The following is a 15,797-nucleotide window of genomic DNA, read 5'->3' as shown; positions in this document are numbered from 1 at the left end:
AATTAGCGCTGTGGAACCACCCGATCCCATCCCGAACTCGGAAGTGAAACGCAGCTGCGCCGATGGTAGTGTGGCTCAAGCCATGCGAGAGTAGGTCATCGCCAGGGTTTACACCCAAAACCCCGCTGCTCACGCAGCGGGGTTTTTCCTTTTAATGAAGGCACTGCATTTTCCGGGTGGCTTCCGCCCCAAGGGCAAGATCGCGAAGCTGGCGCCGCAGGCGCTGCTGCAACCGTCTCCCTGGTGAAATTAGCGCTGTGGAACCACCCGATCCCATCCCGAACTCGGAAGTGAAACGCAGCCGCGCCGATGGTAGTGTGGCTCAAGCCATGCGAGAGTAGGTCATCGCCAGGGTTTACACCCAAAACCCCGCTGCTCGCGCAGCGGGGTTTTTCTTTATGCGCGGAAAGCGGCCACTGAGCTGCGATCGCACAAAAAAAAGCGGCGCCCCGTAGGGCGCCGCTCTGACCTCGATAGCGTTCAGTCGAGCATGGCGCGACGTTAGCGGGTCGGGGTCTTGGCCTTCATCATCGTGTCGCGGGCGGCTTTGAAGGGATTGCCTTCATACCAGTTCGGCCAGCGGTCGCCACCGGCAAGCTCCTTGCCGACGCCGTACATCAGCTGCAGGTCTTCGACAGTGCCGTCCAGCTTCCAGCTGGCCGCGTCGAACTCATCCTTCGGTCCATGGTAGCGGTTGGCGCCGTAGTCGGCTGCTGACTTGCGGCCGGCTTCCACTCCGCCTTCGCGCAGATCTTCGCCACCGTCGGCGTACAGCGCCGGGACGCCTGCCTTGGCGAAATTGAAGTGGTCGGAACGGAAGTAGAAGCCACTCTGTACCGAGCTTTCGCCGTGCAGGGTGCGTCCCTGGGCCGCCGCCAGCGGCTTGAGGATGTCTTCCAGCTCGGAGCTGCCGAAGCCGGTCACCGTCACGTCCTTGGCGCGGCCGGCCACGGACATGGCGTCGATGTTGATGACGCCGGCGATCCTGTCCAGCGGGAACGTCGGATGCGCAACGTAGTACTTGGAGCCGAGCAGGCCGGATTCTTCCAGGGTCACGGCAAGGAACACCACCGAACGCTCCGGCTTCGGATCCTGGTGGGCCATCGCTTCGGCGACTTCCAGGATGCCTGCCACGCCGGTCGCATTGTCGATCGCACCGTTGTAGATGTTGTCGCCTTCCTCGCCCTCGTGCTTGCCCAGGTGATCCCAATGGGCCATGTACAGCACGGCCTCGTCGGCACGCTTGGTGCCCGGCAGGACGCCGACCACGTTGCGCGACTGCTTCTGTGCGATACGGCTCTTGAGGTCGACGGATGCGGTGGCTTTCAGCGGCACCGGCTTGAAGCCGCGCTTGCTGGCGTCCTTGTAGGCCTGGTCAAGGTCCAGGCCCGCGGCGGCGAACAGTGAGCGTGCGGCGTCGGCGCTCAGCCAGCCCTGCACCGGGATGCGTGCTTCCGGATCGTCCTTGGCCGGCAGGTCGTACTGCGGTCCGGCCCAGGAGTTCTTCACCACATCCCAGCCGTAGGAGGCGCCGGCCGTGTCGTGCACGATCAGGGCCGCGGCGGCGCCCTTGCGTGCGGCCTCCTCGAACTTGTAGGTCCAGCGGCCGTAATAGGTCATGCGCTTGCCGTCGAACAGGGTTTCGTCATCGACGTGGAACCCCGGGTCGTTGACGAACATGACGACCGTCTTGCCCTTCCAGTCCTGGCCGGCATAGTCGTTCCACTTCTGTTCCGGTGCATCGACACCGTAGCCGACGAACACCAGGTCGCTGGCATCGATGCTGATCTCGGCCTGGCCGGTACGCGTGCCGACCACCATGTCAGTGCCGAACTTCAGCTCGGTGGTCTTGCCGCCCTGGTTGATCTTCAGCACGGTGGACTCATCGGCCGTGGTTTCGGTCATCGGCACGTCCTGGAACCAGCTGTCGCCATTGCCTGGCTTCAGGCCGATGCGCTGCATCTGGTCGCGGATGTAGTTGACCGTCAGCTCTTCGCCCTTGCTGCCCGGTGCTCGCCCTTCGAACCCGTCGGAGGCCAGGGTCTTGACCATCTCGGCGAAATCGGCGGCATTGATCTCCGGCGAGAACGCATGGCCCGCGGTCGCGGTGGACGGGGCGGTACTGTCGGTGCCGGCGCTCGGCGCCGGGGAGTCATTGCCTTTGCAGGCACTGAGCGCGGCCGCGGCGGCCAGGCACAGGAGGAGTTTGCGGGGCATCATCGGTTCCTGGGAAACAAGGGATGGCCGCATGGTGCTGCGGCCGGGAACGGGGAGTATCCCCGAATCGGTGGGCTCAGTCCGCCGGCGCGGTTTCGCTGTCGAACGGAATGGGATCGGCGCCGCTGACCGGGCCGATGCGCGCGGTGCGGTGCACGTACAGCACTACGTCCCGCTCGAAGTGCAGGGCGCCACTGACCACGGCGTTCGGGCCAATGATGACCCGCGGCTTGCGGACGGCCGTCAGTGAGACGCTGAAGCTGGGCTTGCGCACGCGCACGCCGCCGTCGACCTGGGAGCCGATGCCCACGGTGATATCGCCATTGACGGTTTCCACGTCCTTGCTGACGCGGCTCTCGACCAGGCCGATGCCACCGTTGACGGTCTCCACGCCGCCTTCGATCTGGCTGCCGCGATCACTGAAGATGCTGCCATTGACCGTGCTGACGTTGCCGCGGGCGATCACCTCACGGCCCAGGCGCACCCCGCCGTTGACCGTTTCGATGCTGCCGGTACGGGCGCGGTCGGCGACCTTCACCCCACCGTTGACGGTATCGATGCTGCCGGTTTCGCTGCCTTCGCCGACGCGGATGCCGCCGTTGACGGTATCCAGCTTGCCGTAGCGCTGCCCGGCTTCGGCGGTGATGCTGCCGTTGACCTTGCTGATGTTGTCCTGTGCCCAGGCGGGACTGCTGGCCAGCAGCACGCCCAACAGCAGCGGAATGGATCGAATGTTCATGGGTCCCTCGGTGGATGTGCGGCTGGCAGGCCGCGTGCGTTGATGTCACCATTCCCCAATCGCCCCTGCAACTGCCTGAAGTCACTGGAAAGCCCTTGCGCAACAACGCCTTCCCCTCACGCCGACATCACATCGCCGCTGCCCGCGGCGGGCGCTGCCTGCTGCTGGGGCTGGCCTTGGCATTGGCGCTGCCGCTTCCGTCAGGTGCACAGAACACGCGCGAAACGGAGCGCAAGCTGCAGAAGCTGCGCAGCGAGCTGAAGGGCGTCGCGCAGGAGCGCCGCCAGCTTGAGGGCCAGCGTGGCCAGGCATCTCAGCAGCTGCGCGCGGCCGATGAGAAGGTGGCCCGCAGCGGCCGTGTGCTGGCCCAGACCGAGGCGGCGCTGCGCGAGCAGAACCAGGCACTGGCCGAGGCCGAGCGACGTCGCACGACCCTGCAGTCCAACCTGGCGCAGCAGCATCGCGAACTGGCCGGGTTGCTGCGCGCGGCCTATCAGCTGGGCAACCACGCCCCGCTCAAGCTGCTGCTGTCACAGGACACGGTGGCCGATGCCAACCGTGCACTGGCCTACCACCGGTACCTGCAGCGCGAGCGCGCGCAGCGCATCACCGCATTGACTGCCGATCTCAAGGAACTGGAGGCGCTGCAGGCACAGATTGCCGAACGCCAGCAGCAGCTGCAGGGGACCCAGCGCGAGCAGAAGCAGCAGGCGGCTGCGCTGGCGGCCGATCGTCGCGAACGTGCGCAGACCGTGGCCTCGCTGGACGAACGCTTCAAGGACCGGCGCGAGAAGGAGCAGGCATTGGGGCAGGATGCCAAGGCACTGGAAACCCTGCTGGCCAATCTGCGCGCGGCCGCAGCGCGGGCCGAAGCCGAGCGTCGCGCGGCAGCGCGCCGGGCTGCCGCGGAGAAGGCCGCCGCCGAACGCGCTGCACGCCAGGCCGCCGCCGAAGGCCGACCGCCGCCGGCGACCAAGGTGCCGCCGGCCGTGGCATCGGCGCCGGCACCGAAGGTGGGGGGACTGGGGTGGCCGCTGTCGGGCAACCTGCTGGCACGCTACGGCGGCAAGCTGCCGGATGGCCGCACCAGCAGCGGCGTGCTGATCGGTGCCCCGGCCGGCAGCACGGTGACCGCGGTAGCCGATGGCACGGTCGTCTTCTCCGATTGGATGACCGGTTACGGCATGATCCTGATCGTCGATCACGGCAACGGCTACATGAGCCTCTATGCGCATAACGACACGCTGCTGAAGGATGCAGGTGCGCGGGTCAGCCGTGGCGATGCGGTCGCCAAGGTCGGCAACTCCGGCGGCCAGGGCGTGACCGCACTGTATTTCGAGCTGCGTCGTGGCGGGCAGCCGGTCAATCCGGACAGCTGGCTGCAGCGCCGCTGAACCCGGGGCCTGCACGGACTGCGTGGGTTCAACGGGAATTTAGCTGTGCTTCGCGCATAATCGGTGCCTGTGCCTTGGGCACGATGCCACCGTCGACAGGAGTGCTCCATGCGCGCAGCCCGTACCGCCACCCTCTTGCTGGCCCTGTTGCCAGCGCTGTCCTGGGCGCAGCAGACCGCGCCGGCCCCGACCGCTGCGAACAGCGGGCAGGCGGCGAGCAGCGAGGAGGCGGTGACCTCGAAGGTGCCGCTGGAAGACATCCGCCGTTTCGTGGCGGTGTACAACGCGGTGCGCGCGGCCTATGTCGACCCGGTCGACGACAACAAGTTGATGCAGTCGGCGGTCCGTGGCCTGCTGCTCGACCTCGACCCGCACAGCACGTACTTCAACAAGGAAGATGCGCAGGCCTTCGACGAGCAGGCCTCCGGTGCCTACGAGGGCATCGGCGTCGAGCTGCAGCAGCAGCCGGACAACGCCAGCATGAAGGTGATCGCGCCGATCGATGACACGCCGGCGGCCAAGGCTGGCATCCTCGCGGGCGATCTGATCATCGCCATCGATGGCAAGCCGATCAGTGCGATCGATGCCAGTGAGCCGCTGCGGGGCCCGGCCGGCAGCAAGGTGGTGCTGACCATCGTGCGCGACGGCCGGCCGAAACCTTTCGATGTCAGCCTGACCCGGCAGACGATCCGCGTCACCAGCGTGCGCAGCCGCCTGCTGGAACCGGGCTATGGCTACATCCGCCTGAGTACCTTCCAGGCCGACACCGGTTCGGATTTCCAGAAGCATGTGCAGCAGCTGCAGAAGCAGTCCGGTGGAACGCTGAAGGGGCTGGTGCTGGACCTGCGCAGCAATCCGGGTGGCCTGCTGACCGCCGCTGTGCAGGTGGCCGACGATCTGCTGGACAAGGGCAACATCGTCAGTACGCGGGGCCGCATCAGCATCAGCGATGCGCGTTTCGACGCCACGCCGGGCGACCTGTTGAAGGGCGCACCGGTGGTGGTGCTGGCCGATGCGGGTTCGGCCAGCGCCTCGGAAGTGCTGGCCGGTGCATTGCGCGACAATGGCCGCGCACGCGTGGTTGGCAGCCGCACGTTCGGCAAGGGCTCGGTGCAGACCGTGCTGCCGCTGGACAACGGCGATTCGGTGAAGCTGACCACGGCGCGCTATTACACGCCCAGCGGCAAGTCGATCCAGGCCACCGGCATCGTGCCGGATGTGGAGCTCAAGCCTGCGCCGCGCCCTGAGGATGACGCGCTGCCGGCCAGCCTGAGTGACTACAGCGAAGCCACCCTGCCGGGTCATCTGCGCGGCGACGACGAAGGGACCGAAGGTTATCGCGCAGGCGCGGTGTTGCCGGGCGATGGCCCGATCAACGATGCGCTCGCCGAATTGAAGCATCCCGGTTCGGTGGCCGCGCGACTGAAGGCCGAAGCCGCGAAGGCGGAAGCGGAAAAGGCCGCCGACGCGGCGACCGCCAAGCCGGAAGCCAAGCCGGAAGCCAAGCCGGAAGCAAAGCCGGAAGCAAAGCCGGAAGCAAAGCCGGAAGCAAAGCCGGAAGCAAAGCCGGAAGCAAAGCCGGAAGCAAAGCCGGAAGCAAAGCCGGAAGCAAAGCCGAGCCCGGCCCCGGCCAAGCCCTGAGGTAGCGCCGGGCCACGCCCGGCGACGCCGGCCGGTTGCCTAGAACCCGTGCCGCTTGCGCAGGCGGCGCGCGATCGCTGCGCGCACGTACACGCCATACACCACGCCGAACACGAAGCCGCCGATGTGCGCCCACCAGGCCACCATGCCGAAGGTCGGGCCGATATAGGCGAACACCACCTGCAGTGCTGCCCACACGCCGATCAGCAGGTAGGCCGGGGCGCGCACGAACTCCAGGAACAGGCCGAGCGGAATCACCACGCCCAGTCGCGCGCCCGGGAACAGGGCCAGGTAGGCGCCGATCAGGGCCGACACCGCGCCGCTGGCACCGATGATGATCTGGTCCGGGCTGCCCATGGTGTAGATCGCCACCAGGTTGGAGACCGCGCCGCCGACCAGGAACAGCAGCAACAGGCGCCATGGCCCCAGTACCCGCTCTGCCGGCAGGCCGAAGATCAGCAGGAAGACCAGATTGCCCAACAGGTGCGACCAGTCCGCATGCAGGAACAGGGCTGTGAACAGGCGCAGCACGCTGCCGTCCTGCAGGGTGGCCCACCAGTCCAGCGGATGGGTCAGCCCGGTGGAGAGCGCGCCCCAGTCGAGCCACAGGCTGCCCCTGGCATCATCCGGCCGTGAGATCGACCACAGGAAAGCCAGCCACAGTGCCGCAAACAGCACGGGTGTGGCCCAGCGCAGGGCGGCCTTCTTGCGCGACGGAAGGGAAACGAACATGGCGACAAGCCTAGCGCGCCGGGCTCCGTGGCGGGGGCGCTCCTGTTCAGGTTTTGCGACGAAAAAAGCGCCGCCGCTGTTATTGTTTCATTAACGGCTCTGGGTAATACTCGCATACGGCGTCGTATGTCGGGAGGGGAATCCGGCGCGCTCCGATGGGCCCCAGGGCCTGCCGGGCGCAGGCGCACTCAGAGCAACATCACCGCTTACCGGAGAGAGAACTACGATGCAAACCGCTTCCACCATTGCCCGTCTGACCCTGCTGGCCGTCGGCGTTGCCGGTGCGCTGGCCGCCGCCGACGCCAACGCTGCTGCCTTCCAGCTGAAGGAAAACAGCGCCAAGGGCCTGGGCCGCGCCTTCGCCGGCTCCACCTCGACCGAAGGTGACGCCTCGGTCATCGCCACCAACCCGGCCTCCATGCGCCTGCTCGACGGTACCCTGCTGCAGGGCGACGTCAGCGCGATCAGCTTCGGTGCCAAGTTCCGCGGCCGTGGCGAATACGGCAACGGCGCGCCGATCTCGGGTGGCAACGGCGGCGACGCCGGCATGATCGCCCCGGTCCCGGCGGCCTACTTCCACCTGCCGTTCGGCGAGAACGAGAACATGCACTTCGGTGCCTCGCTGACCGTTCCGTTCGGCTTCAAGACCGAATACGACCGTGACTGGGTCGGCCGCTACAACGGCGTCAAGACCGAACTGCAGGCGATCGACCTGGGCGTCGCGTTCTCGTACGACGTCAACCCGTACCTGTCGTTTGGTGCTTCGGTGTTCGCCGAGCGCCTGAACGTTGACCTGACCAGCGCCGTCGACACCGGCACCGCGATCAACGCCACGGCCCAGCGCCAGGCTGCCGCCCGCGTGCTGCAGGCCGGCGGTACTCCGGCCCAGGCCGCTGCCGCTTCGCAGGCTGCTGCCCGCCAGGCGGCCCAGCTGGGCTTCGCTCCGGGCACCGCTGATGGCTACCTGCGCATCAAGGGTGACGAAGTGTCGGTCGGCTATACCCTGGGCATGACCGTCAGCCCGGTGGAAGGCACCAACATCGCCTTCAGCTACCGCTCGGAGGTCGAACACAAGATCACCGACGGCACTGCCGACTTCACCATTCCGCAGAATGCCGCGGCCTTCCTGGCCAATACCGGCACCTTCATCGACAGCAACGGCCGCGCCACCATCACCCTGCCGGCCAGCGCGACCGTCGGCATCACCCATCGGGTGAACGACCAGTGGCAGGTCATGGCTGAAGTCACCCGTACTGCGTGGAGCAAGTTCGACCAGGTCACCGTCGACTATGACTCCAACCAGCCGGACAGCGTGCTGCCGTTCCACTACCGCGATACCACCTTCGCGGCGATCGGTACCGATTACAAGGTCAACGACAAGCTGACCCTGCGCGGCGGCCTGGCCTACGATCAGACCCCGACCACCTACGAGCACCGTGACGTCCGCGTGCCGGACACCACCCGCAAGTGGCTGTCGCTGGGTATGACCTACGCAGCGTCGGACAAGCTGGAGTACAGCGTGGGCTACACCCACCTGTTCACCAAGGATCCGGACATCTACTCGACCTCGGCGACGGCCAACACCGTCATCGGCAAGTACAAGGTCAGTGGCGACGTGCTGGCCGCATCGCTGCAGTACAAGTTCTGATCCAGGCTTCGGCCTCATCCAGCACACGAAGGGCCCCGCGCAAGCGGGGCCTTTTGTTTGTGCAGCGCGCATCCACGCGGGCTGTGGATCTACGACAATGGCCGCATGAACCTGTCCGATCCGAACTTTCAGCTGGAGCTGGCCGCCAACGTAGCGGTCGCAGGCTCGATCCTGCTGGCGGGACGCAACAACGTCCACACCTGGTGGCTGGGCATCGTCGGCTGCGCGTTGTTCGCCGTTGTCTTCGAGCGCTCACACCTGTTCGCCGACATGGTGCTGCAGTTCTTCTTCATCGCCATCAGCGTGCTGGGATGGTGGCAATGGCTGCGTGGCAACCACGGCGCACCGCTGCCGATCACCTCGCTGCGCCCGCGCACGGGAATGTGGCTGCTGCCGACGGCGGCCCTGGCCACGTTCGGCTACGGCTGGATGCTGACCCGCCTGACCCACGCCTATGCGCCCTACGTCGATTCGGCGGTACTGGTGCTGAGCGTGATCGCGCAGATCCTGATGATGCGCCGCAAGCTGGAATCGTGGTGGGTGTGGCTGCTGGTCAATACGATCGCCGTGCCTCTGTACTACAGCCGTGGCCTGCACCTGACGTCGATCCTGTACGTCGGTTTCTGGATCAATGCACTGGTGGCGTTGCGCCACTGGCGCAATCTGATGCGTGCCGAGGCCACGGCGGCACCTGGCCCCCTGTAGAGCCGAGCCCACGCTCGGCTGCGCTGGAAAAGCCAAGCGCGGGCTCGGTTCTACAGCAAGCGAGGCACAAAAAACCCCGCTTCCGCGGGGTTTTTCGTTGACCACATCAATCCGGTGATCAGTCGCCCAGCGTCAGCAGCGAGGCGTTACCACCAGCGGCCGTGGTGTTCACCGTGACGGTCTTCTCGGTGGCAAAGCGCAGCAGATAATGTGGGCCACCGGCCTTCGGTCCGGTGCCGGACAGGCCCTGGCCGCCGAATGGCTGCACACCGACCACTGCACCGATCTGGTTGCGGTTGACATACACATTGCCGACCTGGATGCCGTTGGTGATGCGATCGACGGTCTCGTCGATGCGCGAGTGCACGCCCAGGGTCAGGCCGTAGCCGGTGGCATTGATCTGCTCGATCACCGCGTCCAGCTGCTCACCCTTCCAGCGGATGACGTGCAGGACCGGCCCGAAGATCTCCTTCTGCAGCTGGCCCAGGTTCTTCAGTTCGTACGCGCGCGGTGCGAAGAAGGTGCCGTGGGCAGCCTCGGCGGACAGTTCAGCCGCAGCGATCAGGCGCGCTTCGCGGTCCATGCGTTCGGCATGGTCCTGCAGGATCTTCAGCGCATCGGCGTCGATCACCGGGCCGACGTCGGTGGACAGCAGGCCGGGGTCGCCGACCTTCAGTTCCTTCATGGCGCCGGCCAGCATGGTCATCACCTTGTCGGCGATGTCGTCCTGCACGAACAGCACGCGTGCGGCCGAGCAGCGCTGGCCGGCCGAGGTGAAGGCCGAACCGATCGCATCCTTGACCAGCTGTTCCGGCAGCGCCGAGGAGTCGGCGATGAAGGCGTTCTGGCCACCCGTCTCGGCGATCAGCACGCCGATGGCGGCATCACGCGCGGCCATCGCACGGTTGATCGCACGTGCGGTGTCGGTGGAGCCGGTGAAGGCCACGCCCGCCACGCGCGGATCGGCGGTCAGCGCCGCGCCGACGGTGGCACCATCGCCCGGCAGGAACTGCACCACCTCGGCCGGCACGCCGGCGTCATGCAGCAGCTTCACGGCGTAGTAGCCGACCAGGTTGGTCTGCTCTGCCGGCTTGGCGATGACGCTGTTGCCGGCAGCCAGTGCGGCGGCCACCTGGCCCAGGAAGATCGCCAGCGGGAAGTTCCACGGGCTGATGCAGACAAACACGCCACGGCCGTGCAGCTGCAGCTCGTTGGATTCGCCGGTGGGGCTCGGCAGCTTCTCGGCATGTCCGAACTGCTCGCGTGCCTGCTTGGCGTAGTAGCGCAGGAAGTCGACCGCTTCACGCACTTCGGCAATGCTGTCGGGCAGGCTCTTGCCGGCTTCCTTCACGCACAGCGCCATGAACTCGGGCATGCGTGCTTCGAGCTGGTCGGCGGCGTGCTCGAGAATGGCGGCGCGGCTTGCTGCCGGGGTGCGGTTCCAGGCCGGCTGCGCGGCCACGGCATTGGCCAGCGCCTTCTGCACGGTGGCGGTATCGGCGGGCAGCCACTGGCCGACCACTTCGCGGGTATCGGCGGGGTTGGTTACCGGTTGCGGCGCGCCTGCGGGGGTCGCACCCGGCACCAGCGGCGCGGCCTGCCACGGCTTCACTGCCGCGTTGAGCTGCCCGGCCAGGGCGCGCAGTTCGTTGTCGTTGGCGAGATTGGCGCCCATGGAGTTCTTCCTGTCGTGGTTCTGGCTGCGCAGCAGGTCAACCGGCAGCGGGATCTTGGGATGCGGAATCGATTCGAACGAGGACACCATCTCGACCGGATCGCGGATCAGATCGGAGATCGGCACGCGTTCGTCGGTGATGCGGTTGACGAAGCTGGAGTTGGCGCCGTTTTCCAGCAGGCGCCGCACCAGATACGGCAGCAGATCCTCATGCGATCCGACCGGTGCATAGACGCGGCAGGGAAGGCCGAGACGATCGGCCGGCACCACTTCGGCGTAGAGATCGTCGCCCATGCCGTGCAGCTTCTGGTGCTCGTACACGCCGCCGTTGGCAATGCTGCGCACGGCCGCGATGGTGTGCGCGTTGTGGGTGGCGAACATCGGGTAGATCACATCGGCATGCGTGAACAGACGCTTGGCACAGGCCAGGTAGGAGACGTCGGTGTTCTGCTTGCGGGTGAACACCGGGTAGCCCGGGTAGCCCTCGATCTGCGCGCGCTTGATCTCGGCATCCCAGTAGGCGCCCTTGACCAGGCGCACCTGCAGGCGGCGACCGGCACGGCGGGCCATGTCGGCCAAGTGGTCGATCGTGTACGGGGTGCGCTTCTGGTAGGCCTGCACCACGACGCCGAAGCCGTCCCAACCGGCGAGCGAGGCGTCGCAGAACACCTGCTCGATGATGTCCAGCGACAGCTCGAGGCGGTCGGACTCCTCGGCGTCGACGGTGCAGCCGATGCCGTAGCTCTTGGCCAGCTGCGCCAGTTCCAGCACGCCCGGCACCAGGTCCTTCAGCACGCGCTCGCGCTTGGCATGTTCGTAGCGAGGGTACAGCGCCGACAGCTTGATCGAGATGCCCGGTGCGTTGTTGACGTCGCCGTCGGGACGGCCGCCGCGTGCCTTGTGGTCACCGCCGATGGCGTGGATCGCACGACGGTAGTCTTCCAGATAGCGCAGCGCATCCTTCATGGTCAGGGCACCTTCGCCCAGCATGTCGAAGGAATAGCGATAGCTGGCGTTGTCGCCCTTGTGCGAACGCGCGAGCGCCTCGCTGATGGTGCGGCCCATGACGAACTGATGGCCCATGATCTTCATCGCCTGGCGCACGGCCAGGCGGATCACCGGCTCACCTACGCGTCCGACCAGGCGCTTGAACGCGCTGGGTGCGTCGGCACGGGTGGCATCGTTCATCTGCACCAGCTTGCCGGTCAGCATCAGGCCCCAGGTGGAGGCATTGACCAGTACCGAGTCACTGCCGCCCAGGTGCTTTTCCCAGTCGGCGTCGGCCAGCTTGTCGCGGATCAGTTTGTCGGCAGTGTCCTGGTCCGGAATGCGCAGCAGCGCTTCGGCCACGCACATCAGCAGCACGCCTTCCTCGCTGCCCAGATCGTACTGGCGCATGAAGGCTTCGATCGCGCCCTGGTCCTTGGCGCGCACGCGCACGCGGCCGACCAGATCGGCGGCCAGCGCCTGCACCCGGGCCTGTTCCTCGACGGGCAGGCGGGCCTGCGCCAGCAGCTCACGGACGTGGCTGGCCTCGTCCTTCAGCCAGGCGTCGGTAATGGCCTGGCGGAACGGGTTGGGGGACGCCGGCAGTTCCGGCGACAGCAGCGCGCCGGGACGCAGGGCGTCGTGGGCGGCAAGGGAGGAGGAGGGTGCGTTCATGCCGGTCCGGCCAATGGAAAACTTGGCGATTTTAATCATTTTTGCGCCCTTCGGAAGTGCCCCGCGGCCGCCTTCGTGAATGCTGATAGCCCCTAACGGTGGTGGATTCAGCGTGTTCAGCAAGCGCGACACTATTTGTGCTGAATTCGTCATTTGCGGCGCCGGGCGAATGCTGTATTGCAGCATGGCAAAAAGTGTGAATGCACCCTTGCTACCGGTGAGACGGCGGGGCTACCATCGAGACGTTTCCCGCGGCAGGAACGCGGTTGCGACATGATCGAGGTGCTTCCAGCTCCAGATGGGTCAGGTACGCAGCTGCGGCTGCGTCCCCCACGGGCGCTCGATGCCCGGCAGTTCGTCCTGTTGTTCACCGTGTTGTCGGGAGCGATGTGGCTGGTCTCCGCCCTGGGGTGGTTGGCCGGCAATGCATTCGCCCCCCTGTTCGCGCTGCTGTACAGCCTGTTGCTGGCAGCCGCGTTACGTGCCCTGTGGCGCAGCGGCGAACGGCAGGAGGAAATCCGGGTAGTGCCGGCGTATGTGGAGGTCATCCCCGTACCCGGTGGATTGCCGGTGTTCCGGGCTCACCCGCATTGGGTGCGCCTGCTCGCCGACGATGAGAGGGTCCGGCTTGCGTCCAGCGGCCGGCAGGTGGAGGTGGGGAGTTTCCTCGCGCCGGCCGAACGTCAGACGCTCGCAGAGACACTTGAAGGCTTGCTCGCCGCCAGCGATGGCGGCAACCGACGACGCTAAGGGTCTAGGCAATGAAGCAAAGCAGCAGGTGGGGCACGAAGTGCGTTGCAATGGCCGCCGCAGTGGTGGCCGGGGGATGGGTTCCGGCGATGGCATGGGCCCAGGCGGCCGATCCCAAGCCGTGGCAGCTGAACATGGGCAAGGGGGTAACCCAGACCTCGCGCCTGGCCTGGGAGTCGAACAATCTCTCGCTGATCGTCTGCACGGTGATCGGCGTGATCGTGTTCGGGGCGATGGCCTACGCCATCTTCAAGTTCCGCAAATCCAAGGGGGCGGTCGCAGCCACCTTCAGCCACAACACCAAGGCCGAGATCATCTGGACGGTGATCCCGGTGATCATCCTGGTGGTGATGGCATGGCCGGCCACGGCCAACCTGATCAAGATGTACGACACCCGCGATGCCGAGATGACGGTGAAGGTCACCGGCTACCAGTGGATGTGGAAGTACGAGTACCTGGGCGAGAACGTCACCTTCACCAGCCGCCTGGACCGCGAGTCGGACCGCATGCGGCAGAGTGGCAAGGTGCCGACGCGCGAGAGCCATCCCCACTACCTGCTGGATGTCGACAACCGGCTGGTGTTGCCGGTCGATACCAAGGTCCGTTTCGTCATCACCTCCGACGACGTGATCCACGCCTGGTGGGTGCCGGCGCTGGGCTGGAAGCAGGATGCCATTCCCGGCTTCATCAACGAGGCCTGGACCAGCATCGAGCAGCCGGGCGTCTATCGCGGGCAGTGCGCTGAACTGTGCGGCAAGGACCACGGATTCATGCCGATCGTGGTCGAGGCCGTGTCCAAGGAGGAGTTCAGGCAGTGGCTGGCGCAGCGCAAGCCGGCACCGCCGGCCGCAGCCCCGGCCGAACCGGCTGCGCCTGCGGCGGAGACGCCTGCCGCGCCGGCCGAACCTGCCGCCGCCGAAGCGGGTGCCGCCCCTGCCACCGCGGCCAGCGGCGCGTGATGTAAATCCCGCGGCCGCCTGCGGCCGTGGCGACAACCGATTCTGAGAGGTGTTTTGCAATGGCGCACTCGGCAGTTGGGCACGACGATCACCACCACCACCCGGGTTTCTTCGAGCGTTGGTTCTTCTCGACCAACCACAAGGACATCGGCACCCTGTATCTGCTTTTCAGCTTCATCATGTTCATCATCGGCGCGGCGATGAGCGTGATCATCCGCGCCGAGCTGATGCAGCCGGGCCTGCAGTTCGTCAGGCCGGAAACCTTCAACCAGCTCACCACCGTGCACGCACTGGTGATGATCTTCGGCGGAGTGATGCCGGCCTTCGTCGGCCTGGCCAACTGGATGGTGCCGTTGCAGATCGGTGCGCCGGACATGGCCCTGCCACGCATGAACAACTGGTCGTTCTGGCTGCTGCCGGTGGCCTTCAGCCTGCTGCTGCTCACCTTCCTGCTGCCCGGAGGTGCGCCGGCCGGTGGCTGGACGTTGTATCCGCCGCTGTCGCTGCAGGGCGGCTACAACGTGGCCTTCACTGTGTTCGCCATCCACGTGGCCGGCATCAGTTCGATCATGGGCGCGATCAACATCATCGCCACCGTGCTCAACATGCGCGCGCCGGGCATCGACCTGCTGAAGATGCCGATCTTCTGCTGGGCCTGGCTGATCACCGCCTTCCTGCTGATCGCGGTGATGCCGGTGCTGGCCGGTGCGGTGACCATGCTGCTGACCGACAAGTTCTTCGGCACCAGCTTCTTCAACGCCGCCGGTGGCGGTGACCCGGTGATGTTCCAGCACATCTTCTGGTTCTTCGGCCACCCCGAGGTGTACATCATGATCCTGCCCGCCTTCGGCGTGGTCAGCGAGATCATTCCCACCTTCAGCCGCAAGCCCCTGTTCGGCTACCAGGCGATGGTGTACGCCACGGCTGCGATCGCCTTCCTGTCGTTCATCGTCTGGGCCCACCACATGTTCACCGTGGGCATGCCGCTGGGCGGCGAGATCTACTTCATGTTCGCCACCATGCTGATCTCGATCCCGACCGGCGTGAAGGTCTTCAACTGGGTCAGCACGATGTGGCGTGGCTCGCTGACGTTCGAGGCGCCGATGCTGTGGTCGGTGGCCTTCGTCATCCTGTTCACCATTGGCGGCTTCTCCGGTCTGATGCTGGCCATCGTCGCCGCCGACTTCCAGTACCACGATACCTACTTCGTCGTTGCCCACTTCCACTACGTGCTGGTGACCGGTGCAGTGTTCGCTCTGATTGCCGCGGTGTACTACTGGTGGCCGAAGTGGACCGGTCGCATGTACAGCGAGAAGTGGGCCAAGTTGCACTTCTGGTGGTCGATCGTGTTCGTCAACCTGCTGTTCTTCCCGCAGCACTTCCTCGGCCTGGCCGGGATGCCGCGCCGTATTCCCGATTACAGCGTGGCGTTCGCCGACTGGAACCTGATCAGCTCGATCGGCGCATTCGGCATGTTCGTCACGCCCTTCATGATGGCGGCGATCCTGCTGTCCTCGCTGCGCAATGGCGAGAAGGCGGCCGATCGGTCCTGGGAAGGTGCGCGTGGCCTGGAGTGGACGCTGCCGTCGCCGGCACCGGCCCACACCTTCACCACCCCGCCGACCCTGCGCCCGGGCGATCTGGCGCATGACGACATCACGCATTGAGGTGGGGC

The 15,797-nt window shown here is 66.1% G+C and carries 11 protein-coding genes and 2 rRNA genes; 9 read left to right on the top strand and 4 right to left on the bottom strand.

Going from position 1 to position 15,797, the window contains the following annotated elements; genetic code table 11:
* A 5S ribosomal RNA gene (rrf, locus tag ABE543_RS03040) occupies positions 1 to 107 on the top strand; the annotation flags it as partial.
* 132 nt (positions 108 to 239) lie between these two features.
* Positions 240 to 354, top strand: a 5S ribosomal RNA gene (rrf, locus tag ABE543_RS03035).
* A 147-nt stretch (positions 355 to 501) separates the two neighbouring features.
* Here the strand turns inward: rrf (ABE543_RS03035) and ABE543_RS03030 are convergent.
* Together ABE543_RS03030 and ABE543_RS03025 are read right to left on the bottom strand one after the other, a co-directional pair.
* Positions 502 to 2,217, bottom strand: a complete 1,716-nt coding sequence (locus ABE543_RS03030; RefSeq protein WP_346475288.1) for a M28 family metallopeptidase — start codon at positions 2,215 to 2,217, stop codon at positions 502 to 504.
* Positions 2,218 to 2,293: 76 nt separating this feature from the next.
* Positions 2,294 to 2,956: a hypothetical protein gene (locus ABE543_RS03025; RefSeq protein WP_053520207.1), complete on the bottom strand. Its 663-nt coding sequence runs from the start codon at positions 2,954 to 2,956 to the stop codon at positions 2,294 to 2,296.
* A gap of 95 nt (positions 2,957 to 3,051) precedes the next feature.
* On the opposite strand from ABE543_RS03025, the gene ABE543_RS03020 reads away from it, so the two are divergent.
* Positions 3,052 to 4,350, top strand: coding sequence for a peptidoglycan DD-metalloendopeptidase family protein (locus ABE543_RS03020; protein ID WP_053520206.1), 1,299 nt, complete (start codon positions 3,052 to 3,054; stop codon positions 4,348 to 4,350).
* A 108-nt stretch (positions 4,351 to 4,458) separates the two neighbouring features.
* Positions 4,459 to 5,991, top strand: a complete 1,533-nt coding sequence (locus tag ABE543_RS03015) for a S41 family peptidase (RefSeq protein ID WP_346475287.1) — start codon at positions 4,459 to 4,461, stop codon at positions 5,989 to 5,991.
* 39 nt (positions 5,992 to 6,030) lie between these two features.
* Here the strand turns inward: ABE543_RS03015 and ABE543_RS03010 are convergent, their stop codons facing one another.
* Positions 6,031 to 6,723: a rhomboid family intramembrane serine protease gene (locus ABE543_RS03010; protein ID WP_053520204.1), complete on the bottom strand. Its 693-nt coding sequence runs from the start codon at positions 6,721 to 6,723 to the stop codon at positions 6,031 to 6,033.
* A 226-nt stretch (positions 6,724 to 6,949) separates the two neighbouring features.
* Between ABE543_RS03010 and ABE543_RS03005 the strand changes: the two genes are divergently transcribed.
* Both ABE543_RS03005 and pnuC read left to right on the top strand, forming a co-directional pair.
* On the top strand, positions 6,950 to 8,371 hold the full coding sequence (locus ABE543_RS03005; protein WP_065175449.1) for an outer membrane protein transport protein: 1,422 nt from the start codon (positions 6,950 to 6,952) through the stop codon (positions 8,369 to 8,371).
* 105 nt (positions 8,372 to 8,476) lie between these two features.
* Complete coding sequence (gene pnuC, locus ABE543_RS03000) at positions 8,477 to 9,076, top strand: nicotinamide riboside transporter PnuC (RefSeq protein ID WP_197600597.1); 600 nt, start codon at positions 8,477 to 8,479, stop codon at positions 9,074 to 9,076.
* A 118-nt stretch (positions 9,077 to 9,194) separates the two neighbouring features.
* On the opposite strand, the gene putA is transcribed toward pnuC, so the two are convergent.
* Positions 9,195 to 12,413, bottom strand: a complete 3,219-nt coding sequence (gene putA / locus ABE543_RS02995; RefSeq protein WP_197600598.1) for a bifunctional proline dehydrogenase/L-glutamate gamma-semialdehyde dehydrogenase PutA — start codon at positions 12,411 to 12,413, stop codon at positions 9,195 to 9,197.
* Positions 12,414 to 12,686: 273 nt separating this feature from the next.
* Between putA and ABE543_RS02990 the strand changes: the two genes are divergently transcribed.
* Genes ABE543_RS02990 through ctaD form a run of 3 tightly spaced genes read left to right on the top strand, consistent with a single transcriptional unit; the run spans position 12,687 to position 15,789 of the window.
* Positions 12,687 to 13,163, top strand: coding sequence for a DUF2244 domain-containing protein (locus ABE543_RS02990; RefSeq protein WP_065182572.1), 477 nt, complete (start codon positions 12,687 to 12,689; stop codon positions 13,161 to 13,163).
* A gap of 11 nt (positions 13,164 to 13,174) precedes the next feature.
* The gene (coxB, locus tag ABE543_RS02985; protein ID WP_053519495.1) at positions 13,175 to 14,122 is read left to right on the top strand and encodes a cytochrome c oxidase subunit II; all 948 of its coding nucleotides are present in this window, start codon (positions 13,175 to 13,177) and stop codon (positions 14,120 to 14,122) included.
* Between the two features lie 59 nt (positions 14,123 to 14,181).
* On the top strand, positions 14,182 to 15,789 hold the full coding sequence (ctaD, locus tag ABE543_RS02980; RefSeq protein ID WP_346475286.1) for a cytochrome c oxidase subunit I: 1,608 nt from the start codon (positions 14,182 to 14,184) through the stop codon (positions 15,787 to 15,789).
* Positions 15,790 to 15,797: the final 8 nt, after the last annotated feature.

This window comes from Stenotrophomonas sp. TWI169 (genome assembly GCF_039674705.1).
GTDB classification, from domain to species: domain Bacteria; phylum Pseudomonadota; class Gammaproteobacteria; order Xanthomonadales; family Xanthomonadaceae; genus Stenotrophomonas; species Stenotrophomonas maltophilia_P.
This window is presented reverse-complemented; position numbering and strand designations above follow the sequence as displayed.